Here is a 22,737-nt window from a genome sequence, read left to right as displayed (position 1 = left end):
GAAATGTTTGATATGATTATTCGTCAAGCTCGCACGATCGATGAAGAAGTATTTGATATTGGGATTCAAGACGGCAAAATCACTGCTCTGGCACCCACATTGCAGGAGCAGGCGAAACAAGAGCTGACCTTAGCAGAAGGGGAGTTCTTGTCAGCTGGTTGGATCGATGACCATGTCCATTGTTTCGAGAAAATGACGCTCTATTATGATTATCCAGACGAGATCGGTGTCAAACAAGGCGTCACGACCGTTATCGATGCGGGGACGACGGGCGCTGAAAATATCCATCGGTTTTATGATTTAGCCAAAGAAGCCAAAACCAATGTCTTTGCTTTAGTCAACATTTCCAAATGGGGGATCGTAGAGCAGGATGAACTTGCGGATCTGTCAAAAGTCAAAAAAGAATTGGTCAAAGAAGCACTGCAGAAGTTTCCTGACTTTATCGTCGGGATCAAAGCCCGAATGAGCAAAACGGTGATCGGCGAAAATGGCATCACGCCGTTGAAATTAGCGAAAACGATCCAAGCTGAAAATCAACCGCTGCCTTTGATGGTCCATATTGGTTCAGCACCACCGAATTTAGCAGAGATTCTCGCTGAATTGGAAACAGGCGATGTGGTAACCCATTGCTTTAACGGCAAAGCCAATGGGATTTTGGATCAGACAAACCAAACCATCAAGCCTTTCGTCTTTGCTGCCTATGAAAAAGGCTTGGTCTTCGATATTGGTCATGGGACAGACAGTTTCAATTTTGACGTGGCGGAGACAGCCTTTGCCAATCAGCTGAAGGCTTCTTCCATTAGTACAGATATCTACATTCGCAATCGTACCAATGGACCAGTCTTTGATTTAGCGACGACTATGGAAAAATTAGCGGTCGTAGGGTATGATTGGCGTGAGATCATCGAGAAGGTGACCAGTGCCCCTGCGAAGCAATTTCATTTACAGAACAAAGGCGAGATCGCATTGGGATATGATGCTGATTTTACGATTTTCCGCTTTGAAGCGGGCGAAAAGGAATTGACGGATTCTAACGGCAATCGCCGAATCACGACACAACAGATCGTGCCGCAAAAAGCGGTGATAGGAGGGGAACTTTTTGACACTGAATATTGAAGAATTAGGCTTGAAAGAAGTCATCAATGCTTCTGGCAAAATGACGATTCTAGGTGTCTCGAAAGTCAGCGAAAGTGTGCTTGCAGCCCAGCGCTACGGCGGGGAGCATTTCTTTGAAATGGCAGATCTAGCAGAAAAAACCGGAGCCTATTTAGCAGAATTGTTGAAAACGGAAGATGCACAGATCGTTTCTTCCGCTTCAGCGGGGATCGCCCAATCAGTGGCGGCACTCATCGGTCAAGGCGACAGCTATCATTTGTATCATCCATATAGTGAGAAAATCAGTAAGCGGGAGATCATCTTGCCCAAAGGCCACAACGTAGATTATGGCACACCAGTGGAAGTGATGGTGACACAAGGTGGTGGGAAGGTAGTGGAAGCAGGCTATGCCAATATGTGTACACCCGAGCACATTGAACAGATGATCACACCCGAAACGGCGGCGATCCTCTACATAAAGAGTCATCACACCGTTCAAAAAAGTATGCTGACGGTAGCAGAAACGGCCCAAGTTGCCAAGGCACACGATCTTCCATTGATCGTTGATGCGGCTGCTGAGGAAGATTTGTTTGCCTATACCCAAGCTGGTGCTGATTTAGTGATATATTCAGGTGCCAAAGCATTTTCAGGACCGAGTGCTGGCTTAGTGATCGGCAAGCAGCCCTATGTCTCTTGGGTGCGCCTGCAATCCAAAGGGATAGGTCGAGCAATGAAAATCGGTAAAGACAATATTCTCGGATTTACCCAAGCCGTGACGGATTATCTAGCGGAGGGAACGGAATCTGGCGCTTCGATGCAAGAGCGTCTGCAACCATTTATTGCGGCAATCAATGAAATCACTGGTTTCGAAGCAAAAATCGTTCAAGACAGCGCGGGCAGAGACATTTATCGGGCGAGTGTTAAAGTGAAAGAACCAAGTGCCAAAGCAGTGATCGACGCGCTAAAAGCAGGAGAACCAGCGATTTATACCCGTGAGTACCAAGCCAATAACGGCATTATTGAATTTGATATCCGAGCAGTCAATGAACAAGAAATGGCAGTGATCACTGATCGCTTACAAGAAATTATGTTAGGAGCAACCCAAAAATGAAAACTTCACCCAATTATTTCGCTGACCGTGTCTGTCTAAATGTGTTAGCAAACTCCATCGACAATGCGAAAGCTTGTTACGAAGCAGCAGAGGGCAACATCGTCCTAGGTGTTTTATCAAAAAACTATGATAGTGACGAGGCGGCTATCGCTGACATGAAGAACTATCAAGTGGCAACAAATAATGCCCTTTCTGTAGGGCTTGGTGCTGGCGACCCCAATCAAAGTGAAATGGTCTCCCGAATTTCCGCTGTTCTTCAACCACAGCATGTTAACCAAGTGTTCACGGGAGCGGGGACCTCACGAGCTTTGCTAGGACAATCTGAAACGATCGTCAATGCCCTTGTTTCACCAACGGGAAAAGTCGGCTATGTCAATATTGCGACTGGTCCATTGAGTTCACAAACTCCAGCTGCAGAAGTCCCAGTTGAAACAGCGATCGCTTTATTAAAAGACATGGGCGCTAGTTCTATCAAGTATTTTCCAATGAAAGGGTTGGCTCATAAAGCAGAATATCAAGCGGTAGCCGAGGCTTGTGCCGCGAATGATTTTTATTTGGAACCGACCGGCGGTATCGATTTAGAAAACTTTGAAGAAATCTTGCAGATCGCTGTTGATGCAGGAGTGAAAAAAATCATTCCACATATTTACAGCTCGATCATCGATGGAGAAACAGGGGACACACGCCCTGGAGATGTACAGACATTAGCAGAAATGACGAAAAAGGTGTTGGCAGCAGCCAAATAGGGGGGATCAATGATGCGGATCGGTGCTTACGGTGAGGTAATGATGCGGTTGACGCCACCAGAATATCGAACGTTGGAACAGACCCACTCTTTGCGGATGGATTTTACGGGAACAGGGGTCAATCTGTTAGGCAATTTGGCGCATTTCGGCTTGACGACGTCGATGCTGACGCAGGTGCCAGCCAACCGATTAGGAGATACGGCAAAAGCCAGCTTGCGTTCCTATGGGATTCAAACGGCATTTGTTGGCAAAAAATATAGTCATATCGGCAGTTATTTCGCCGAGATCGGCTACGGCGCTCGTCCGACTTATGTGACGTATCAAAATCGCCATCATAGTTCCTTTGGCGTTTCAGGTCCAGAAGAATATGCTATCGATGGATTTTTAGAAACGGTCGATCTCATTCATATTTGCGGGATCTCTCTTAGTTTGACTGAGAAAACCTGGCAAACAGCTTTGGCTTTGGCGAAACAGGCCATGCCAAGCAGATTCGCGTCTGCTTTGATTTCAACTTCCGTCCAAGCTTGAATGAAGAATTAAATCGGGAGGTACTGAAACGACGGTATGAAACGATCCTACCCTATTGTGACCTAGTTTTCGGCTCTGTCCGTGACTTGGAGGAGCTATTGGCTTATCCCTTAGAGGAAACAGAAGGCGCAGAGCTTGCGTTGATCCAATCCTTTATTGACCAGTATCAACTAGAATGGTTCTGCGGGACACGGCGTCTAGCCGTGGAAGACAAGCAGTTTATCAGCGGAAGGATCATTACGGCACAAGATACCTATGAAACGGCACCGCAGCTGCTGCAAGTGTTGGATCGGATCGGGGCAGGGGATGCCTATGCTGCTGGCGTATTATTAGGCTATGCCGAAAAATGGTCGCTCCAACGCACCGCTGATTTTGCTATCACCAATGCAGTATTGGCTCATACGATGCTGGGGGATGTCCCCTTAACCACCAAAGAACAAGTTGAGCAAGTCTTGCAGGCACCTGGGAAAGACTTGATTCGCTAGAAAAAACACTTGTGTCCTTCTCTTGATGGATGACTGTGCAAAAGTAGACCAATCGGCTGCTTGTGCGCAATCATTCACCGCTTTTAGGAGAAGGACGCAAGTGTTTTTATTGTTTTAAAAAGGTTTCTACTTTTTTCTCAGGGATCACCCACAACAATAGCACGAGACTATCCAGTGTGATGATAAATAGGGGATGGATCAGCCAGCCGAGGAGCAATGCCAGCACGTTGATAAACAACGTAAAGTAGAGTTTCTTGTATCCGCGAAACAGTTCCACGATGGCTTGATTGTCAGGATTGGCACGAACCAAGGATTTTCCAACTAGGAAATAGCTGAAATCCGTCAATAAAATGACAGCCCCGTATAGCAGCTGTGGGGCAAGAGCGACTGGATAACGACTGACCCATGACGTTACAAAAGGAAAGAGGGTCAGTGCCAGAATCAACAAATGATTCGCCCACAAGGTCCAACCGTCGATTTTAGACACTACTTGAAATAGATGATGGTGATTGTTCCAGTAGATCGCTAACATCACAAAGCTGATCAAATAAATAATAAATTGCTGTTCCACTCCTAAAAAAGAAGCAAAGGTATCGCCTTCGGGCTGGTGCAATTCCAATACTAATAAGGTCATTACGATCGCAATGACCGCATCCGTAAAGGCTTCGATTCGATTTTTTGACATGTACATCCATCCTTTTAAGTTTCTGTTTACTGGATCAGTGTACGCGATTGTCAGAAATTCGTCGAATGATTATTCTCGGGACAAAAGCCAACGTTCCAGCTATTTCGCAATTGGCCCATTGCCTAGTGCACCGAATAAAAACAAATCGATCGCTTCTGGCATCTTGTCTTCTTTTTCTGGTGAGTCCAAATGAGCCGCCATCAGTACTAACAATTGACTGGTGACAAATTCTGGGTCGACATCCGAACGGAGATTGGAATCACTGCGACGAAACAAGTCAAGAAACGGTTCTTTGTAATTTTTCCGCCAAAGCAAGTACAGTTTTTTAGAAGTGTCCTCAGAAACGGTATGCTGAATGTCGTGCATCATCATATAAAAATTGATCCGATGCCGACTTCTTAAAAAAAGAAACATGTTCAAGATTTTTTCAGAGATCGTCAAGGAAGTATCTTCAACGGTCTGATTTAGCTTTCCAGAAACCTCTTGTGCCAAAGAGACCATCACTTCATAATAGATGGCTTCTTTGCCTTTGAAGTGATAATAAAGATTGGGTTGGGTGATGCCGACGGCTTCTGCGATCTGTCTAGTAGAAGTTGCTTGATACCCCTGCTGCATAAACAGGTTCTCTGCCACTCGTAATATTTTTTCTCGCAAGTTCAAAGTCAGCCCTCCCAACGTTCCTGACGAAGCATTTTTTTCGCGGTAAACAAAAGTTGGATTTTCCGTTGTTTCGGTACCGCTGTTTTTTCAGCAAATACTTGATAGTTGTTTTTGCGAATCACAGTCAAGATTTCCCGATAGATCAAAGCAGCTGCTAATAGAGCTTCACGGCAATCTTCATCGATTTGCGGCATCATGACAAAAGATTCTTGATAAAGCGTCTCTGCCAGTTGCGCCTCGTGTTCCCACATCTCGATAAACTGCGGGTTTTGATTGCCAGCTGCTAAAGCCTCTCGCGAAAGGTTGTATTGCGCCAAGACCGTTTGCGGCAAATAGATGCGGCCCATCCGCAGATCCTCGCCAATATCACGTAAAATATTGGTGCGCTGCATCGCTTCACCCAATTTGATGGCAGGCTCTTGAATCGCAGCGGCTGCTTGCGAGAGAATCGGCAAGAGCATCAGACCTACACTGCCAGCTACGTAGTAACTATAGTCAGAAAGCTCTTTTTCAGAGGTGGGCTGCTGGAAGTCAAGGTCTTGTTTTTGCCCCACCAATAGGTCGAAAAAGGGTTGAAATTGCAGATCAAACTGTTGGAAAGAAAGGGTCAATGCCCGCCAAATGGCTTCATCAGGATCTTCTTCCTTGACGGCTTGCGGCAAGTCGATCGTATCGTCTGATACTTGTTTTTGCATTTCTTCCAAGCGTTTTTTCATGGCTTCGATCAACAATGGGTCTTGCTTTTCATCGACGGCATCATCGGCACGTCGGCAAAAGGCGTAGACGGCATAGACGGCGCGGGCTTTGTCTTTTGGCAATTGAGAAAAGGCGGTATGAAAATTTTTCGAATGCTTTTTTATGATGGCCTCACAGTATAAAAAATCGTTGTCGTATTCATCAAAGACGCTTAATGATTTAACGGTCATCTTTTAACAACTCCTCCACAGCTAACTTGGCACTTTGCATCACGATTGGCACACCCGCTCCTGGATGCGTACTGCTGCCGCAGAAGTATAGGCCTTCTGCATAATCAAATTTATTATGGGGACGATAGTAATTGCTTTGGGCTAAGGTCGGTTTCAAGCCAAATGTCGCACCGTTGTAGGCATTGAACCGATCATTGAACGTATCTGGCGTATACATTTTTTCATACACGATGTGTTCATCGATATCCGTAAAGATCGTTTTTTCTTTTAATAATCCAATGATCTGCTGGCGGTAGCTTTGGATCGTTTCATCCGTCCATTGATCAAATTTAGATAATTCAGGTACTGGGACTAAAACATAAAGACCTTCTTGACCATCAGGTGCTAAGGAAGCATCTTTCAGGGTTGGGCGATACAAGTAGAAGGAAGGATCTTCTGGCAGCTTACCAGCCTCGAAAAGATCATCTACATTGCGTTTGAAATCATTGGCAAAATAAATGCTGTGGAGTGCGCTATCCTCATATTTTTTGTCCAGACCTAAATAAAGCAAGAAACAAGAACAAGAATAATCCATCGAAGCGATTTTTTGATTGGTGTATTTGCCGCGTTTTGATTCATCAGGAATCAAGCTTTCCATAGCATAAGGAAAATCAGCCGCACAAATCACGGCATCTGCGGTGATCGTTTCTCCATTGACACGAACGCCTTTGGTTTGCTTGTTTTCGATCAATAATTCATCGATCGGCGTATTGTAATGGATCGTACCGCCTAATTCTTGGAACAAACGTGCCATACCAGTGGCTAACGTATACATGCCACCTTTGATGAAATAGACCCCATACATCAACTCGATCATAGGGATGATCGTATAAAGGGACGGCCCTTGGTAAGGGGAGACACCGATATACAAGGTTTGAAACGCCAATGATTTACGCAGGCGATCATCTTTGACAAATTTAGAAATGGAAGAGTAGGCGTCACTAAACGTTCGCAGCTTTAACCCTGCCCATAATGATTTGGGATTGTAAAAATCTCGCCATGTCCGAAACGACTTGGTGATGAAGGACTCTTTGGCGATCACATAGCGTTTGTAAATATCTGCTAAAAAGGCAAAATAGCCTTGAGCATCTTCTTCTGAGATCGCTTCTAGCGTTTTGGTCAATTCTACTAAGTCATTTGAGAAGGTCAGCGGTTCGTCTTGGGCAAAATACAGCTGCAGCATCGGATCGACTTTCTCCATAGGAATATAGTCATTCGGATCAACGCCAGCAAATTCAAACACTTCACGATAAATTTCAGGCATCATCACGATGGTGGGGCCCACATCAAAGGTAAAGCCGTTTTCCTTGATCTGATTCATTTTGCCCCCAGGTTGACCTTCTTTTTCGTAGAGGGTGACGTCATAGCCAAGTTTTTGCAAACGGACAGCAGCAGCTAATCCTGACACGCCCGCACCGACAACAATAATTTTTTTCATGCTTGCTCCTTCTGCGAATCATCTGATTCGGCTTCTTTTTTCGTGTGTTCTTTTTCTTCTAAAACGCCATCTTTCATGACGAGAACCCGATCACAATAATCTGTTAAACGGGTATCATGGGTCACCATAATGGTGGCTTTTTGTTTTTCTTTGGTTTCTTTTGCTAAGATTTTGACGACTTCGACGGCTTTTTTTGAATCAAGACTCGCCGTTGGTTCATCTGCCAATATGATGGTGGGATCATGATAGAGCGCTCGGGCAATAGCCACACGCTGTCTTTCACCACCAGAAAGTTCATCGGGGTATTTGTTCTGCAGCTTTTCGATCCCAAGTTGTTCAAACAATTCAGTTGCTGATTGCTCTTGGGTTTCTTTGCTGACCTTATCCACTAATTGGAGTTGCTTTTTGACCGTCAAAAAAGGGACAAGGTTGGAAGCTTGTAAAATAAAGCCGATCTTTTTGAAACGAGTTTTTGCCCGTTGCTTTTCTTTTTGTTTACTGAAGGGTTCGTCATTGATAAACACTTCGCCTTCAGAGGGGGCTTGCAGACCACCGGCGATCGTTAGAAAGGTACTTTTCCCAGAGCCAGAAGGACCGATGATGGCGACAAATTCGCCTTTTTCTACCGAAAAGTTGGTTTCTTTCAAGGCTTCAATTGTCGCGTCCCCATCTTTAAATGATTTTTTGACTTGTTTGAATTCAATGGCACTCATGTTTTTTCCTCCTATCCGATTGCTTTCAATGGGTCGATTTTTACAATCGTTCGCACCGAGAAGAAAGCACCTAGCATCGCGATCAGAATCATCATGACACTGATACTAGCAAAGAATAATAGATTGATTTGGAATGGCACTGCCGCAGGTAACACGAGGGCGGTACCGATCGTTGCCAAACCACCGATCAAAACACCCGAGGTTGCCAATAAGAACGTTTGGGCGATCACCGAAAAAGCAATGTAGCGGCTAGAGATCCCTTGAGCTTTCATGACACCAAAAATTTCTGATTTTTGCATCGTTAGCACATAGATAAAAATACCGATAACGATGGCAGCGATCACGATCAAGAACCCGATCATAAAGCCAAAGGTCAGCACTTGTGCGTTGTAACCAGGCAATTCATTAATAAATTTGCTGATATCCGTAGCGACCAGATCATCTGGCACTTCTTTGATTTTGCCACGAGTTACGATCGCGTTGATACGGGCATTTTCAGAATCATCTTCTTTTTCAAACCGAATTTCTTGATAGGCACCGATCGACGTGTAGAGGACCGGAGCGACACTGAAGCGGGCGTTATCTGTAAAACCGACGATTTTTAATTTTTTGTCACTGCCGGCTAATTTGATGGTGTCACCAATGGAAATCCCGTATTCTTCCTCAATACTGCTGTCGGCGACCGCTTCATCATCTGACGCAAACATCTCGCCATCGGTAATATTTGGTGCTAAAAATTGATCTGGATCAATGCCGAAAAAGGTGACATCGACTTTTTCACCGTTGTCTTCTTTGGTCACAACCCCAGCGGTTTGCGCCAAAACTGCTTTTTCTGGTGCATCGACTTCATCATAAAGACTGCGAGGAAGCATCGACATGTTTAAATTATCATTTGCTTCTTCGGTCAACAAAATTTGATCTGCCTCCCATTTGTCGACCGCCATCCGATTATCTTGAGCCAACCCGTAAGCTAACCCAGTTAAAAAAAAGACCAAATAGGCGATTAAAAACATGACCCCTGTGACTAGGGCGTAACGCAATTTGGAATGGCGTATTTCATTGATTGCCAAAAACATAACGATTCCTCCTACTATTTTATCACTTGATAAAATAAAAATACCATTTTTTTTATTTTCAGCAAACTATCTTGCTTACAAAGAGTAAATTCGGTTAAAAAAAGGAGGTTATGTAGAAGGGGCGTCTGTTGATTGAAGAAAACCAGTTGCTGCTCCCTGATTTCACTAGGTGCGAGGGAGCAGTGAAGGAGAGGGGGGACTATAGTGAAAAAAGAACTAGAATAACAGTAAAAGCCCTCTGATTCAGCGCACACACAGAAGCGACGCTAAATCAGAGGGTTTCTATTTTAAAGAAAGTTGTTGGAATGAATTGTTACTTGTCAGTTTCTCCACTTGTAGCGATAACTAACGGCACGATTTTTTCAAAGGAGTGACGGAAGCTTTCAGGTTGTGCTAATTTTTGATAAATGATCGCCAAACCGTCTTGGTTTTTGCGATAATCCAACCAAACCTTCAGCTCACTTTGAGGACCGTATTTCTTTGAAATGTACTGATACGCTTCATGATGCAATTGTTCTAAATCTGTGAGCTGCTTTTTCTCATAAGCAAAAAGCAAGGTTCGCTTGAGGATTCGCTCAAAATCTAAGTCGCGATCGGCTTCGGAAATAATTTTGCCATAAAGCGAGCGAGGCTCATAGGGCAGCGAGGCGCGATGATCTTCTACAGCTTCACCGATCATTGAAATGACTGAAGGAGAGAAAAAGCGTGGCAACACAGCATCTTGTTCAACGATCTTGCGAGAATTGCTTTCGTGGTTTTTGCGGCCATAGAGCAAGCCGATATCATGGTAGGCAGCTACCGTATAGACGATATTCAGGTCAACAGGCAATGTTTCAGCAATCTCAAAACTATTTTGGATCACTTGGTGGACGTGCGCTGGGGCGTGACTGCTATCCAATTGGTTGTATTGCGGGATGATGGAGCTTTCAATATAGTGCTTTAGTTGTGAATCAATCGGTGGATCAATCTTCATGAGTCTGGTTCTCCTGCCTTTCTTGTGTTGGATGAGAGGGAATTGAGCCAGTGCCAAACCGATCACTCGTTTCTAGACCTAGCGGCTGACGACAAATGCCAAAGGGCTGTCCATCAATGGTGATTTGTTGCTTAAGCCACGGAAGATAGCTGATGGTATCTGTTGGATCGCCGGCAGCTGCTTGTTCCATTTTCTGCCATTCATTCGACTTAGGAATCGTTGCAGCACCTTGGAGTAACCCTTGCCATATCACCTGGATTTCCTTGGGACAAAGGTTGCCTGCCATTGATGACAGCCCGTTAAACCCTAGTGCGACCTTTTCCGCTAAGTCCGCTTCACCACCGGCATAAAAGCGAAAATCGACAGCCGTCTTTGTTTTTAGTTGAGGCACTCGCTCCTTACTACCAGCTTCTTTTAAGCCGATCACCCGAGGGTCAGCGATCAAGGTCAAGAGACTTTCTGCAGATAAATCAAAGCCCGTGCGGCGGGGATTGTTGTATAAAATAACTGGTTTTTCGCAAGTATGGATCAATCCCTGAGCGTAGAACACGGCTTCCTTTTGGGTCAGGCAAAGATAAGGGGGAAAGCCTAAAACCACACCATCGATTCGGGGATTTTTGCTGATTGCTTCTGCCAACGCGAGCGTTTCATGAAATACGATGCCAGCTAAACCGAAGAGGACTTCGAAATCGGCTGGCCAGCTGGTTTCTTGCGCTAAGGCATGTAGAAGCTGTTTTTTTTCTGTTAAAGTCAATGAGTGTTGTTCACCGGTGGAGCCGCACACCAAAACCGATTTGATCCCTAGTTTTTGCAGCTGCAAGATATGGGCAATCGTCCTTTTCGTGTCAAGTCTTTCTTCATGATCAAATGCTGTGGGGACGGCAACATGCAGTGAGTGATTCAATGGAGTCATCCGATTCATCCTTTCTTGAGATACGTTTAGCCAGCGATGTTCTTCTTGCTTATAGTGCAAGCCTAGTAAGACAAAACAACTGATTATCCACTAAGTGTAGCAAACTTCTCGTTTCAGCAAAAGGCTTAGCGAAATTTTTTAAAACGGTGGTTGCGTTTTCAAAAAAAGCATGGTATTATGCAAGTAATAAAACAGGCATGTGACTGGTAATGCAGGCAGGAACTATAAAAAACATGGAAGGGATCGTTGGATTCCGTTCAATGTTTTTGTAGGTGCTGCCTGCTTTTTTCTTTGTTTGGCCAACAAAGGAAAACTAATTAAAGGAGAAGAAAATTATGAATGTAAAAGAAACGGCAACTGCCATCGTTGAGTTGATTGGCGGAAAAGAAAATATCGCACATTTGGAACATTGCTCCACCCGCTTGCGCTTTACTTTAAAAGACAATAGCCTCGTACAAAAAGATGCCTTGGAAAAAGTCGCTGGTGTGATTGGTGTGCGACAAAATGTCCAATGCCAAGTCATCATCGGCAATGATGTCGTCGAAGTGTATGATGAGGTGATGAACGTGTTAGGTCATGAGCTAACAGCGGATGGAGGAAGTGAAGCGAAACAAAAACAATCGTGGGGGGCGGTCCTGCTTGATTTTATTATCTCGATTTTTCAACCGTTGATTCCAGCGGTCGCTGGTGGGGGCGTCTTGAAATCCTTACTATTACTTGCTTCTGTCACTGGATTGATGGACAATACGAGCCAGACGTATCAAATTTTGAATCTGATCGGTGGCGCACCATTGTATTTCTTACCGATTTTAGTGGCGATCACCACGGCAAATAAATTAAAGGTCAACCAATTGGTGGCGGTTTCCGCTGTCGGTGCCTTGATTTTGCCTGAACTAACGACACTATTGACAGATGGCGCAGCGTTCATGGGCTTCGGTTTACAAAATATCGCCTATGCGTCACAAGTATTTCCAGCCATTTTAACGGTTTTATTTTACGCTCAAATTGAAAAGCTGTTTACCCGAATCTCACCAAAACCGATCCGTATCTTCTTTGTTCCGATGATGAGCTTGGTTATTACGGTTCCAGTTGCTTTATTGATTTTAGGCCCATTAGGCTTTGAAGTCGGAACGATTTTTTCAGCAGCGATCATTTGGCTGTACGCTCATTTAGGTTGGGTGGCAACAGGGATCTTAGCCGCTGTTTTACCATTAATGGTGGTTACCGGTATGCACAAAGCCATGATTCCCTATGCTGTTTCGTCCATGAGTGAGATGGGGGCAGAGCTGTTATACTTGCCTGCCTCATTGGCACATAACATTGCAGAAGCTGGTGCTTGTTTTGCGGTGAGTGTTCGGACCAAAGACCAAAAACTTCGTTCAACCGCTGTTTCTGCAGGCATCTCCGCCCTTTTTGGCATCACCGAACCTGCTTTGTATGGGGTGACGATCCTGCATAAACGAGTGCTTTACGGCGTGATGGCTTCCAGCCTAGTTGGTGGAGCGGTGGCTGGTTTGTTTGCTATCAAGGCCTTCGCATTAGTTGGCCCTGGTCTAGCAAGTATCACTATGTTCGTGGATGAAGCCAACCCGATGAATCTTGTGTGGGCTTTGGTCACGTTAGGGGTATCCTTTGCTGTTTCCTTTGTCCTTGTCCTTTTCTTATTCAAAGACAAAGTAGTAGAAAATAAGACGACTGTTGCCGATCCGAAAGCCGAAGTATTGAGTAAACCAGTAGAAGGCCAAGTGGTAGCCCTCTCTGAAGTCAACGATGAAGTCTTTTCAAGCGGTATGATCGGAGAAGGGTTCGGGATCATCCCGACGTCTGGCGAATTGATCGCACCAGAAGATGGCGAGATCACGATGTTGTTTGAAACCAACCATGCAATCGGGTTAAAAACCCGTAATGGCGCAGAATTGCTCTTTCATATCGGCTTGGATACCGTTCAATTAGAAGGCAAACACTTTACCCCTTATGTAAAAGCGGGGGATCAAGTGAAACAAGGGCAACCCCTGATCCAATTTGATCTAGAGGCTATCAAAGCAGCTGGTTTTGATCCAATCGTGATCTGTGTGGTCACCAATCAAGAAAACTTTACGGTCAAAACGATCGAATCAAGCGATGAGCGCAACGACCAAGGTGTTCTATCGATCGCACCGGTCGTCTAAACAAATCAGCAATGCAACAAAAACAATGTAAAAAGGAGATTGAACAAATGACTAAAACAACTTTTCCAAAGGACTTCTTATGGGGCGGCGCTATCGCCGCAAATCAAGTAGAAGGAGGTTGGAATCTTGGCGGCAAAGGTTTGTCGGTGGCAGATGTAGCGACTTACAAACCGCATGTCGACGTGAAAAACTATGCAGCACACATGAGTGTGACTGTTGATGCCGTCAAAGAAGCAATGGCGGATCAAACGGATACCATTTATCCAAAGCGCCGAGGGATCGATTTCTATCATCGCTATCCAGAAGATTTGGCTTTGTTTGCGGAAATGGGCTTTAAAGTACTGCGCCTGTCGATTGCGTGGACCCGCTTGTTCCCAACCGGGGAAGAAACGACACCTAATCCAGAAGGGATCGCTTTTTACCGCAATGTCTTCCAAGAAATGCAGCGCTTGGGGATCAAACCGATCGTAACGTTGTCTCACTATGAGATGCCGCTAGCGCTGAGCTTGAAGTACAATGGCTGGGTGGAACGCAAAGTGATCGATGACTTTGTCCGCTTTGCGACCGTCTGTTTTGAAGAATTCGGGGAATACGTGGAGTACTGGTTGACCTTTAACGAAATCGACAGTATCCATCGTCATCCCTTTACGACAGCAGGCCTCATTCCTGAGCAATCAGAAGCTGGCAAGGAAGAGCAAGATGTGTATCAAGCCCTTCATCATCAATTTGTGGCCAGTTCATTAGTGACCAAAATCGCCCATGAGATAAATCCTGACAACAAAGTCGGCTGTATGATCACGAAGTTGATGACCTATCCATTGACTTGTGACCCACTGGATGTTGAATTGACCTTAAAGAAAAACTTAGAAAATGATTTCTATGCAGACGTTCAAGTCAAAGGTGCTTATCCGCGAATGATTGAAAAAGATCTGGAAAAACGCGGTATCAAGATTGAAATGGCACCAGAAGACCGCCAAATCTTAAAAGATCACACCGTTGATTTTCTCTCCTTTAGCTATTATATGTCTATGGCTGAATCAGGTGATCCAAATGCCGAACGGACGCCAGGTAATACAGTTTTAGGAGTAAAAAATCCCAAGCTGCCATCCACTGAATGGGGCTGGCAGATCGATCCTAAAGGCTTGAAAATCTCCTTGCTTTCATTGTATGATCGGTATCAAGTGCCATTGATGATCGTTGAAAATGGCATGGGGGCCATTGATATCCTCGAAGATGGGCACGTGCATGATCCGTATCGGGTCGATTATTTCAAGGCACATTTCAAACAAATGAAGGAAGCCATCGATGAAGGGGTCGATTTGATTGGTTATACTTCATGGGCACCGATCGATCTGGTCAGTGCGGGGACGTCACAAGTGACGAAACGTTATGGCTTCATTTATGTGGATGCCGATGATGAAGGTAATGGCAGTTATGACCATTTGAAAAAAGATTCCTTCGACTGGTACAAAGAAGTGATCGCCACCAATGGCGCAAATTTGGCAGAATAAACAGTGAGGAGCGAGAGTGCATGATTTACATCAAGAAAGTCTTAAATTCAAGTGTCGTACTTGTTGATAAGGAAGGCCAAGAAATGATTGCACTTGGGAAAGGGATCGGCTATGGAAAAAAAGTCGGCGACAGCATAGCTGATACTCAGATCGATCAAGTTTTTCTGCCGATCGATGAAAAAAAATCGGGTCAGTTTGCCGATTTGGTGGATGAGATTCCGTTGTACTATTTTGAAATGACCAAAGAAATCGTTCAGCTAGCGCAAAAAATGCTGCCTTATCCGCTAAATTCAACGATTTACCTCACCTTATCGGATCACTTGCACTTTGCTGTGGAACGTCAGCAAAAAGGCTTGAGTGTGACGAATCGGCTCTATTGGGAAATCAAGAATTACTATACGGAGGAATTTCGAGCCGCCGAACAGGCACTACGCTTGTTGAAAGAGCAGTATCAAATTGATCTACCAGAAGAAGAAGCCTCCAATATCGCGTTTCATTTGATCAATGCCCAGTCGAACACCGAGGAAAATCAAGATGGGCTGAAAAAAGCCAAATTGATCGGGTTGATCGTCAATATGGTGCGCTACTCGATCCAGCAAGACGTCAACACCAATTCGATCCATTACAATCGCTTTATTACCCACGTGCGTTTCTTCGTTGACCGGTTCTTTTTGGATGGTCTGCTGCAAGAAGAAGATGAAGGACTATACCGTCAAATGTGGGCTCTTTATCCAAATGCTATGGAGATCGCGACAAAAGTCAAAGCCTATATCGACAAAGAATATCAAACGAAGATCCCTGTCAATGAAATCGTCTATCTAGGCGTTCATATCAATCGGTTGATGAACCATTCAGCGATCAATTCCTAAGCGTCCTCATTTTTAACAAATACAAACAAGCCGTTTCCCTTTGCTGGAAGAAACGGCTTGTTTGTATTTAGTAGGCTTGCTTGTCAGGAATCACGCCTCGAACGCCGCCTTTTGGTTCCTCCACGTCGCCTTGGTAGCGTGGGATCAAATGACAATGGCAATGAAAGACCGTTTGTCCGGCAGCCTCCCCGCAATTGAAGCCGATGTTGAAGCCGTCTGGTCGATAGGTTTCCAACAAATAGGCTTTGCCTTCCTGCAACAAAGCCTGCAAGTCTTGTAATTCCTCTTGGGTGAGGGCAAAATAATCCCTTCGATGTTCTTTGGGTATCAATAGCAGGTGTCCAGGGGTGACGGGAAACTTATCAAAGATCGCATAAAAGCGTTCGTTTTCAATGATCGCATGTTTTGAGGCAGTACAAAAAATACAAGTCAAAATCTTTCACTCCTTTTTCTCGGCTAGATAGCGTATCAATACTTATCTTTAGTGTACCAAAAGCTGATTTGAAATGAAACGCACGACAAAAAGCATGTCCTTTTGAGTCAATTGACAGTAAAATAAAAAAAGTTTATAGATTCGCTTGACTTAGAGTGCACTTCAACCTGTATGCTTAGTGTAACTTAAAAAACAGGAGGACGTACAAATGGACTATGTAAAATTTGGCAATACAGGACTTGATGTGTCACCTTTGTGTTTAGGGACAATGGGATTTGGCGATCCCAACAGTGGGTTTCATGAGTGGGTCTTAGAAGAAGACGATAGTCGTGAAGTCATCAAAAAAGCCTTGGATCTAGGCATCAACTTTTTTGATACGGCAAATGTCTATTCTTATGGAGCGAGCGAAGAAATCGTCGGTCGAGCATTGAATGATTTTGCGCCCCGGGATGAGATCGTGGTTGCCACAAAACTATATTCTAAAATGAAGCAGCGACCTAACAGTGGAGGCTTATCCCGAAAAGCGATTTTTTATCAAGTCGAGCAAAGCTTAAAACGCCTGCAAATGGACTACATTGATTTGTATATCATCCATCGTTGGGATTACCACACGCCAATTGAAGAAACCATGAAGGCACTACATGATTTGGTGGTTTCTGGAAAAGTACGCTATATTGGTGCATCTGCGATGTACGCTTGGCAATTTGCCAAAGCGCAAGCAGTCGCTGAAAAAAATGGCTGGACCAAATTTGTTTCGATGCAAAATCACTTGAACTTGCTTTATCGAGAAGAAGAGCGAGAAATGATGCCCTTGTGTGCCGATCAAAAAATTGCCGTGACGCCATATAGCCCACTGGCAGCCGGACGTTTAACAAGAGATTGGGGTGCAGAGACCAAGCGGTACTTAACGGATAAAACCGCCAATCAAAAGTACGACAAAACGATGGAACAAGACCGGGAGATCGTGGCACGAGTCGCACAAATTGCTGACAAACACCAAAGCAAGCGGGCGCAAATCGCCTTGGCTTGGTTATTACAAAAAGAACAAGTGGTCGCACCAATTATCGGCGCAACAAAAGAAAGCCACTTATTGGATGCATTACCAGCCCTTGACTTGAAGCTGACAGCCGAAGAGATTGCGTATTTGGAAGAACCTTACTTGCCTCATGCAGTGGTAGGGGCGGTATAACGAGTAACAAAAGGGCTTCTGGCTCGTAGCATACAAAACGATCTAGGAAAAAATGCAAAACAAGGAAGTGAAGCCATGAATATCAAAAAAGTCAGTGAACTGAGCGGTGTCTCGGCTGATACCATCCGTTACTATGAAAAAATTGGGCTGATTCCGCCGGTCAAACGCAATAAAAACGGTGTTCGTGAATTTGATGATGACGACTTAAAGTGGATCACGTTTGCAAGGCAAATGCGCAATGCTGGATTATCGATTGAGGGTCTAAGTCATTACCTGGCTTTATTTGAAGAAGGACGAGAGACGGTTCCTGAACGAAAGCAGCTCCTAGCAGACCAAATAGCGGTACTGAGGGAGAAAATCTCTGATATGACGGAAGCTGTCGAGCGCTTAGAATACAAACTTGAACATTATGATGAGCATGTTTTACCGACAGAAGAACGATTGCGTCAACGAAAAGCCAATTTAGTCACTAAGTCTTAATGACTGGATTTGTTGGAATGGAAACCAGAAGCAATCTGCATAATACAATCGAAAAGAAAGGAAGCTTATGAAACAACTTGCGATTTTAGGTGCTGCTGGGACGATTGGGCAGCTGACACGTAAAAAAATTTTAGAAAGAACCAATTTATCCCTGGTACTTTATGCTCGTCGTGCGAAGGAGCGTTTGCAATCAGCAGATCCAGAACGTGAGACCATCATAGATGGTGACTTTCTGGACTTGGGTCGACTGGTTCGTGCTTTTCAAGGATGTCAGTATGTTTGTCTGACGGATATTCACGATCCGCGGGCAACGCTACGGGTGATCGAAGCAATGAAATTAGCAGGCGTCAAAAAGTTGATCAGTATTGCACCAGAAAGAAACCTGTGTCAGCCAGAGGCATTAAAGCAATTGGCATCCTCATCTGATCTTTCCCTTTCCCCAAAAACGCATCAGCTGCTTTTGCAGCAAAAAAATCGGTTGATGTCCTATCATTTGATTGCGGGATCAGAATTGATTGTTTCCTTTGTCCATTTGCCGTCAGAGAAGAAACGTATGGCGAATAGAAGAGCATGGCGGGAATCTGTTGTAGAAGAAATCCTTTCCGCTTGTGATTGCTGTGCAGCTTAACAGCAATCTTAAAGGAATGAAAAAATAGCAGAATACTTTCTAGAAGGTCAGAATCAATTTTTTCATGTTTTCATGAAAAAATTGGTTCTTTCTTTTAGTGTTTTTTTGATAGAATAAACAGAAGCTTTTCTACATAAAAATAGGTGCCAGATTGAAAGGAGAACGTTGATGGACTCATTAATCAAAAAAAATCTTGCTTTATTGCTTGGGGTGCTGTGGATTTGCATTGCTTTAAATTTTTTTCTGTTACCTCATAGCATTGCTTCTGCCGGCGTTGGTTCGATTGGTTATCTTATTGAAACTGGATGGTCCATTAATCGGCACATCATTGTCTGGGGCATCAATTTATTGATGTTGGCCCTTGCGTTTTTACTTTTGAAACGAGAGGTCTTTGTCAACACGGTTATCGGTAGCTTGGCATTTCCCGTTCTACTGGCGCTTTTACCCGAAATCATGGTACTGCGCTTTTATTCCATCTCATTGATTTTAGGTAGTTTCTTCTTTAGCTTCGGCATCTTTTCGCTCTATAAAATTGGTGCTTCTAACGGTGGCGTAACGATCCCACCGCTGATTTTGGAAAAATACTATGGCATTCGCAGATCTAGTGGGGTTTTCTTAACTAATTTGATCATCATCTTGCTGAACCTTTTGATCTTTTCTTGGCAAGAAGCGCTTATTTCTGCCTTTTCAATTTACTTGATTGCCTTCTTCATGCGGCTCTTCATGCGGCTCGAGCAAAGAATGCAGGCTAAAAAATCTGTTGAAGTCCAAGAGACAGGAAAAGTAGAGTGAAATAGCAGTAACAAAACATCGGTGCAAAAATCTGCACCGATGTTTTTTAATATTTTCTTTTTCTTAGAACAGCTACGGCACCAGTCAAACAAGCGATGATCAAAAAGCAAGTTAACAACAGTGCTGGCAGCAGTTCCCCTAACTTGATTTGGTCGGTTAAGTAGTTAGGAAATTGGCTGGAAAGAGAGTAAGGGTTCCAATTTGTTAATTGACTCCACAGATTGCCTAACATACCCATCAGATAACAGACACCAAGAAACAACAGTCCTTGATAGATACTTTTAGCAAAGCTAGAACCTAGCAGCAGGATGCTGATTGCTAATAAACCGAAGAGCCAATAGCTGACCAAAGCGCTAGGGACTTGAACAGCTCTGTCATCATGGAAATAAATCATCGTATAAAAAGCACTGACACTGGCACTTAGGAGGAAACTCAAAGACCAAAGGATCGATAAATAGCAAGCTTTGGCTAAGACGATCGTGGTTTTCGGTAAGCCTTTCGTGATCAGTTGAATAAAGGTGCCATGACTGATTTCGGCGGAGATCGTATCGGTAAAAAGAATCACAAACACTAGTAACCCGATCGTGCCGATGTTGCTGTAAAACTGAAGCCATGCATCGATCGAAGTCGGATCAGCAATCGTGATCTGAATTGATTCTGGCACCATACTGGCCATCAGATCGGGCATGATTTTCGCTGTAAAGGGAGAAAGCATGCCAATCAGGGCAAACAGGATCAAGCAAATCAACAATTTCTTACTGCGAAGGCCGCCGAGAAATTCTTTCTTTAAGAAAACAAGAAACGTCTTCATTTGATCACCTCCAAATAAATCGCCTCTAACGTTGGTTCGATTCGTTGAAAGGATTCAGGTACTATCTGTTGTTCATTGAGCAATCGCAGCAACTGCTTTCCAACATTCGTGTCAGCAGTTTCGTCGATCAGTAATTGATTGTTCTTTCTTTCTGCCGCAATGCCGTGGAATGCTAACACATTGGCAAATTTCACATGCTCACCTTCGTCGGCAAAGACAATCCCAAAGGCGGTTTTTCGATAACGGTTTTTTAAGGAATCCATCGTTTCAAATGCCCGGATCTGGCCTTTGTGCAAAATCGCAATGTAATCTGACAGCTGCTCGACATCTGCAAGAATATGGGATGAAAAAAGAACCGTTGTTTCTTCTTTGATTTTTGCCAATACATCAAGAAACGCTTTGCGACCTAAAGGGTCTAGTGCGGATGTTGGTTCATCGCAGATCAAGATGGCGGGGCGATTGATCAGAGCTTGGGCTAACCCGAGACGTTGTTTCATACCACGAGAAAAGCCAGCGATTTTTTGTTTCGAAGCTTCTAGACCTACCAATTCTAAGACTTCTGTTACCCGCTGAGGTTGAAAAGGTTCTTGATTGGGCTGGATTTTTCCGCAGAAAGTCAAATATTCTGCAGCTGTCATAAAAGAGTAAAATTGCGGCACGTCTGGCAGATAGCCGATCCAGCGATTGGTCTTTGCTGAGCCAAATTGCACCGGTTCGCCACAAACGGTGATTTCTCCTTCATCAATGGGGAGTAATCCTAAAATCGCCTTCATGGTCGTTGTTTTGCCGGCACCGTTTTCCCCTACAAAACCCACAACGCTGCCCTTTGGAACCGAAAAGGTTAGGTCTTGTAGCACTTGTTTGTGCCCAAAACGCTTGGATAAATGATTGATCTCGATCATCTTCATTGTTGGTCCTCTTTTCCGAAAGCAAAATAAAGGATAGGACCAATCAGGCTAATACAACATGATATTAAAAGCCATAACGTGCGAGAGCCAAATTTAAACTGTTCCTGCTTTAAAATATCCCGAACTGACAGGACGATTAAGACCAGTTGTAAGATAATTAGGGGAATCAGTATGGGCAAATAATCAGCCATATTGTTTGGAATATTTAGTTGAACACTATCCATGGGAATCACTCCTTTGGGAATTAGATGCTTGCTCAGCTAGTTTGCTCAAGCGCTGAAATAGTTCTTTAAATGGGGGTTTTTCTTGATACGGTTCAAACAAGGGTGTCAGCTGTGCTAATTCAATAAATTGTTTTTTGACACTACCTGAGTTACGCGGGATCTGACTGCCTAATTCCAATTCACTAATCCACTCATCGATGCTGTTGAAATAATCATCTCCTTTCAAAACGATTTCTTCAGGTGTTGTTGCTATCGTTTTGACGTACTTTTCTAATGCATCTGCTAGTAAGTCCTCTTTTCCTAAAGCGGCAAAAGAAACCATTCCAGCGGCTAAAAAGTTCAGCACAGAAATAGGATGCAGTTCGGCCAGATGGAAGCTCTCGCTGAGTGCCAGTCCACGTGCATAGGTTTTTTCCAGTTGCTCCTCGTCTTGTGTGAGCATTGCTAAATAATTCGTCAGTAAGCTCATAAAAATAATCAAGTATTGATAAATCGCACTTTGAGTAACGATCTCAGCTTGTTGCAACTGATTGTTTTGCTGGAATGCGGCGGCAATCAACGGTTCGCTAGGTAAAAAAGAGAGAGTTTTCGTGCCAAGGATCGCCAAGACTTCTTCTGGCTTGTTTCTCATCAGCAGACAATAAGCATCGATCTGTTTCGCTTGTTGGGCGAGCTCACTGTCTCCTTGGTCCATGATCCGTTGGTACAGGGTTTCTGCTTCCTTCAAATAGGTGTTTTTCTTCGCTTCCATTAGAGCGTTTTCGTAAGTTTGTCCTTCTGGGATGCTTTCTACAGGGACATCTGGCAGTAGATCCCAATGATTTAAGTAAAAGGACCCCATTTGTAATAAGAACGGATAACAAGAGTAATACCGTTTGGTAAAACTTTGAGCAAGAGCGAGAACTTCCGTCGATGTTTTTGTTTGGAAGGCGTCTTTTAATAGTTGGTAAATCCGTTGAATCTCTTTAGGGGATAGCTGCGAGTCCAAAATCAATAATTCATCGACGCTGCAATCAAAATACGCTGCTAATAAGGGCAGCGAGGTGATATCTGGATAAGACTGTCCCGTTTCCCATTTCGAAACGGATGCTTTGGACACATTCATAAACACTGCTAATTCTTGCTGGGTAATACCTCGTTGTTTTCTTCTCCGAGCGATTTCCTCGCCAATTGGTAAGACCATGGTGCACCTCCGATAGGTTTGTTTGGTATACTTCTATCATAAGAGGAGAAGGGATGACTTACAATGGATTGCTAGTTAATTTTTGGTTGATTTAATTAACTAAAAGTTGATTATAAGACAAAGTATTCCAATCTTTGGGAAAGAGATGATCGT

23 protein-coding genes and 1 pseudogene are annotated in these 22,737 nt (G+C 44.0%); 11 read left to right on the top strand and 13 right to left on the bottom strand.

Features of this window, described 5'->3' with window-relative positions:
- Positions 1-3 precede the first annotated feature (3 nt).
- From CO692_RS01490 to CO692_RS01475, 4 genes and pseudogenes are all read left to right on the top strand, one after another.
- Entirely contained in the window at positions 4-1,116 is a 1,113-nt protein-coding gene (locus CO692_RS01490) for an amidohydrolase/deacetylase family metallohydrolase (protein WP_096741339.1), read from the top strand.
- Positions 1,100-2,206: a DgaE family pyridoxal phosphate-dependent ammonia lyase gene (locus CO692_RS01485; protein WP_010747946.1), complete on the top strand. Its 1,107-nt coding sequence runs from the start codon at positions 1,100-1,102 to the stop codon at positions 2,204-2,206. Before CO692_RS01490 ends, CO692_RS01485 begins: the two co-directional genes overlap by 17 nt.
- Positions 2,203-2,952, top strand: a complete 750-nt coding sequence (gene dagF, locus CO692_RS01480; protein WP_074931736.1) for a 2-dehydro-3-deoxy-phosphogluconate aldolase — start codon at positions 2,203-2,205, stop codon at positions 2,950-2,952. Before CO692_RS01485 ends, dagF begins: the two co-directional genes overlap by 4 nt.
- 9 nt (positions 2,953-2,961) lie before the next feature.
- Positions 2,962-3,965, top strand: a pseudogene (locus CO692_RS01475) (sugar kinase).
- Between the two features lie 106 nt (positions 3,966-4,071).
- Here CO692_RS01475 and CO692_RS01470 read toward each other — a convergent pair.
- The 8 genes from CO692_RS01470 to CO692_RS01430 all read right to left on the bottom strand — a co-directional run bounded on the left by CO692_RS01470 (position 4,072) and on the right by CO692_RS01430 (position 11,388).
- A complete protein-coding gene (locus CO692_RS01470) occupies positions 4,072-4,650 on the bottom strand; it encodes a TMEM175 family protein (protein WP_010747949.1) in 579 nt (192 codons plus the stop codon).
- Between the two features lie 99 nt (positions 4,651-4,749).
- Positions 4,750-5,265 (bottom strand): TetR/AcrR family transcriptional regulator, encoded by a 516-nt coding sequence (locus CO692_RS01465; protein ID WP_016610348.1) that lies wholly within the window; start codon positions 5,263-5,265, stop codon positions 4,750-4,752.
- Between the two features lie 47 nt (positions 5,266-5,312).
- Entirely contained in the window at positions 5,313-6,236 is a 924-nt protein-coding gene (locus CO692_RS01460) for a phytoene/squalene synthase family protein (protein ID WP_010747951.1), read from the bottom strand.
- Positions 6,226-7,713 carry a phytoene desaturase family protein gene (locus CO692_RS01455; RefSeq protein WP_005235239.1) on the bottom strand — a complete coding sequence of 496 codons (1,488 nt, stop codon included), beginning with the start codon at positions 7,711-7,713 and terminating at the stop codon, positions 6,226-6,228. Before CO692_RS01455 ends, CO692_RS01460 begins: the two co-directional genes overlap by 11 nt.
- Positions 7,710-8,426 carry an ABC transporter ATP-binding protein gene (locus tag CO692_RS01450; protein ID WP_005225713.1) on the bottom strand — a complete coding sequence of 239 codons (717 nt, stop codon included), beginning with the start codon at positions 8,424-8,426 and terminating at the stop codon, positions 7,710-7,712. Before CO692_RS01450 ends, CO692_RS01455 begins: the two co-directional genes overlap by 4 nt.
- A gap of 11 nt (positions 8,427-8,437) precedes the next feature.
- Positions 8,438-9,502 (bottom strand): ABC transporter permease, encoded by a 1,065-nt coding sequence (locus CO692_RS01445; RefSeq protein WP_005235249.1) that lies wholly within the window; start codon positions 9,500-9,502, stop codon positions 8,438-8,440.
- Between the two features lie 313 nt (positions 9,503-9,815).
- Positions 9,816-10,475, bottom strand: coding sequence for an HD domain-containing protein (locus tag CO692_RS01435; RefSeq protein WP_096741337.1), 660 nt, complete (start codon positions 10,473-10,475; stop codon positions 9,816-9,818).
- Positions 10,465-11,388, bottom strand: a complete 924-nt coding sequence (locus CO692_RS01430) for a dihydrodipicolinate synthase family protein (protein ID WP_096741336.1) — start codon at positions 11,386-11,388, stop codon at positions 10,465-10,467. The genes CO692_RS01435 and CO692_RS01430 overlap by 11 nt, the downstream gene beginning before the upstream one ends.
- A gap of 335 nt (positions 11,389-11,723) precedes the next feature.
- Between CO692_RS01430 and CO692_RS01425 the strand changes: the two genes are divergently transcribed.
- Genes CO692_RS01425 through CO692_RS01415 form a run of 3 tightly spaced genes read left to right on the top strand, consistent with a single transcriptional unit; the run spans position 11,724 to position 15,936 of the window.
- The gene (locus tag CO692_RS01425) at positions 11,724-13,556 is read left to right on the top strand and encodes a beta-glucoside-specific PTS transporter subunit IIABC (RefSeq protein ID WP_096741335.1); all 1,833 of its coding nucleotides are present in this window, start codon (positions 11,724-11,726) and stop codon (positions 13,554-13,556) included.
- 47 nt (positions 13,557-13,603) lie between these two features.
- The gene (locus tag CO692_RS01420; RefSeq protein WP_096741334.1) at positions 13,604-15,067 is read left to right on the top strand and encodes a glycoside hydrolase family 1 protein; all 1,464 of its coding nucleotides are present in this window, start codon (positions 13,604-13,606) and stop codon (positions 15,065-15,067) included.
- A 20-nt stretch (positions 15,068-15,087) separates the two neighbouring features.
- Complete coding sequence (locus tag CO692_RS01415) at positions 15,088-15,936, top strand: PRD domain-containing protein (RefSeq protein WP_077454460.1); 849 nt, start codon at positions 15,088-15,090, stop codon at positions 15,934-15,936.
- 67 nt (positions 15,937-16,003) lie between these two features.
- Here CO692_RS01415 and CO692_RS01410 read toward each other — a convergent pair whose 3' ends face one another.
- Positions 16,004-16,369 (bottom strand): HIT family protein, encoded by a 366-nt coding sequence (locus CO692_RS01410; RefSeq protein ID WP_008378569.1) that lies wholly within the window; start codon positions 16,367-16,369, stop codon positions 16,004-16,006.
- A 208-nt stretch (positions 16,370-16,577) separates the two neighbouring features.
- On the opposite strand from CO692_RS01410, the gene CO692_RS01405 reads away from it, so the two are divergent.
- The 4 genes from CO692_RS01405 to CO692_RS01390 all read left to right on the top strand — a co-directional run bounded on the left by CO692_RS01405 (position 16,578) and on the right by CO692_RS01390 (position 19,458).
- Positions 16,578-17,558 (top strand): aldo/keto reductase, encoded by a 981-nt coding sequence (locus CO692_RS01405; RefSeq protein ID WP_074931714.1) that lies wholly within the window; start codon positions 16,578-16,580, stop codon positions 17,556-17,558.
- Positions 17,559-17,633: 75 nt separating this feature from the next.
- Entirely contained in the window at positions 17,634-18,038 is a 405-nt protein-coding gene (locus CO692_RS01400) for a MerR family transcriptional regulator (protein ID WP_096741333.1), read from the top strand.
- Positions 18,039-18,105: 67 nt separating this feature from the next.
- A complete protein-coding gene (locus CO692_RS01395) occupies positions 18,106-18,666 on the top strand; it encodes an NAD(P)H-binding protein (protein WP_096741332.1) in 561 nt (186 codons plus the stop codon).
- Positions 18,667-18,834: 168 nt separating this feature from the next.
- A complete protein-coding gene (locus CO692_RS01390) occupies positions 18,835-19,458 on the top strand; it encodes a YitT family protein (protein ID WP_096741331.1) in 624 nt (207 codons plus the stop codon).
- 46 nt (positions 19,459-19,504) lie between these two features.
- Here the strand turns inward: CO692_RS01390 and CO692_RS01385 are convergent, their stop codons facing one another.
- The 4 genes from CO692_RS01385 to CO692_RS01370 are packed head-to-tail and all read right to left on the bottom strand — an operon-like array spanning position 19,505 to position 22,584.
- Positions 19,505-20,269 carry an ABC transporter permease gene (locus CO692_RS01385; RefSeq protein ID WP_096741330.1) on the bottom strand — a complete coding sequence of 255 codons (765 nt, stop codon included), beginning with the start codon at positions 20,267-20,269 and terminating at the stop codon, positions 19,505-19,507.
- Positions 20,266-21,177, bottom strand: coding sequence for an ATP-binding cassette domain-containing protein (locus CO692_RS01380; RefSeq protein WP_096741329.1), 912 nt, complete (start codon positions 21,175-21,177; stop codon positions 20,266-20,268). The genes CO692_RS01385 and CO692_RS01380 overlap by 4 nt, the downstream gene beginning before the upstream one ends.
- On the bottom strand, positions 21,174-21,401 hold the full coding sequence (locus tag CO692_RS01375) for a PLD nuclease N-terminal domain-containing protein (protein ID WP_074931695.1): 228 nt from the start codon (positions 21,399-21,401) through the stop codon (positions 21,174-21,176). Before CO692_RS01375 ends, CO692_RS01380 begins: the two co-directional genes overlap by 4 nt.
- Positions 21,394-22,584, bottom strand: coding sequence for a helix-turn-helix domain-containing protein (locus CO692_RS01370; RefSeq protein ID WP_096741328.1), 1,191 nt, complete (start codon positions 22,582-22,584; stop codon positions 21,394-21,396). Before CO692_RS01370 ends, CO692_RS01375 begins: the two co-directional genes overlap by 8 nt.
- Positions 22,585-22,737: the final 153 nt, after the last annotated feature.

Origin of the sequence: Enterococcus sp. FDAARGOS_375 (assembly GCF_002393265.1) — a bacterium.
Taxonomy (GTDB): domain Bacteria; phylum Bacillota; class Bacilli; order Lactobacillales; family Enterococcaceae; genus Enterococcus_D; species Enterococcus_D innesii.
This window is presented reverse-complemented; position numbering and strand designations above follow the sequence as displayed.

What these genes read in the sequence shown, in the direction of transcription:
- CO692_RS01490 (WP_096741339.1), top strand. Translation starts at nt 4, where the DNA reads ATGTTTGATATGATTATTCGTCAAGCTCGCACGATCGATGAAGAAGTA.
- dagF (WP_074931736.1), top strand. Translation starts at nt 2,203, where the DNA reads ATGAAAACTTCACCCAATTATTTCGCTGACCGTGTCTGTCTAAATGTG.
- CO692_RS01470 (WP_010747949.1), bottom strand. Translation starts at nt 4,650, where the DNA reads ATGTCAAAAAATCGAATCGAAGCCTTTACGGATGCGGTCATTGCGATC.
- CO692_RS01465 (WP_016610348.1), bottom strand. Translation starts at nt 5,265, where the DNA reads ATGCAGCAGGGGTATCAAGCAACTTCTACTAGACAGATCGCAGAAGCC.
- CO692_RS01460 (WP_010747951.1), bottom strand. Translation starts at nt 6,236, where the DNA reads ATGACCGTTAAATCATTAAGCGTCTTTGATGAATACGACAACGATTTT.
- CO692_RS01455 (WP_005235239.1), bottom strand. Translation starts at nt 7,713, where the DNA reads ATGAAAAAAATTATTGTTGTCGGTGCGGGCGTGTCAGGATTAGCTGCT.
- CO692_RS01450 (WP_005225713.1), bottom strand. Translation starts at nt 8,426, where the DNA reads ATGAGTGCCATTGAATTCAAACAAGTCAAAAAATCATTTAAAGATGGG.
- CO692_RS01445 (WP_005235249.1), bottom strand. Translation starts at nt 9,502, where the DNA reads ATGTTTTTGGCAATCAATGAAATACGCCATTCCAAATTGCGTTACGCC.
- CO692_RS01435 (WP_096741337.1), bottom strand. Translation starts at nt 10,475, where the DNA reads ATGAAGATTGATCCACCGATTGATTCACAACTAAAGCACTATATTGAA.
- CO692_RS01430 (WP_096741336.1), bottom strand. Translation starts at nt 11,388, where the DNA reads ATGACTCCATTGAATCACTCACTGCATGTTGCCGTCCCCACAGCATTT.
- CO692_RS01425 (WP_096741335.1), top strand. Translation starts at nt 11,724, where the DNA reads ATGAATGTAAAAGAAACGGCAACTGCCATCGTTGAGTTGATTGGCGGA.
- CO692_RS01420 (WP_096741334.1), top strand. Translation starts at nt 13,604, where the DNA reads ATGACTAAAACAACTTTTCCAAAGGACTTCTTATGGGGCGGCGCTATC.
- CO692_RS01415 (WP_077454460.1), top strand. Translation starts at nt 15,088, where the DNA reads ATGATTTACATCAAGAAAGTCTTAAATTCAAGTGTCGTACTTGTTGAT.
- CO692_RS01405 (WP_074931714.1), top strand. Translation starts at nt 16,578, where the DNA reads ATGGACTATGTAAAATTTGGCAATACAGGACTTGATGTGTCACCTTTG.
- CO692_RS01400 (WP_096741333.1), top strand. Translation starts at nt 17,634, where the DNA reads ATGAATATCAAAAAAGTCAGTGAACTGAGCGGTGTCTCGGCTGATACC.
- CO692_RS01395 (WP_096741332.1), top strand. Translation starts at nt 18,106, where the DNA reads ATGAAACAACTTGCGATTTTAGGTGCTGCTGGGACGATTGGGCAGCTG.
- CO692_RS01390 (WP_096741331.1), top strand. Translation starts at nt 18,835, where the DNA reads ATGGACTCATTAATCAAAAAAAATCTTGCTTTATTGCTTGGGGTGCTG.
- CO692_RS01385 (WP_096741330.1), bottom strand. Translation starts at nt 20,269, where the DNA reads ATGAAGACGTTTCTTGTTTTCTTAAAGAAAGAATTTCTCGGCGGCCTT.
- CO692_RS01380 (WP_096741329.1), bottom strand. Translation starts at nt 21,177, where the DNA reads ATGAAGATGATCGAGATCAATCATTTATCCAAGCGTTTTGGGCACAAA.
- CO692_RS01375 (WP_074931695.1), bottom strand. Translation starts at nt 21,401, where the DNA reads ATGGATAGTGTTCAACTAAATATTCCAAACAATATGGCTGATTATTTG.
- CO692_RS01370 (WP_096741328.1), bottom strand. Translation starts at nt 22,584, where the DNA reads ATGGTCTTACCAATTGGCGAGGAAATCGCTCGGAGAAGAAAACAACGA.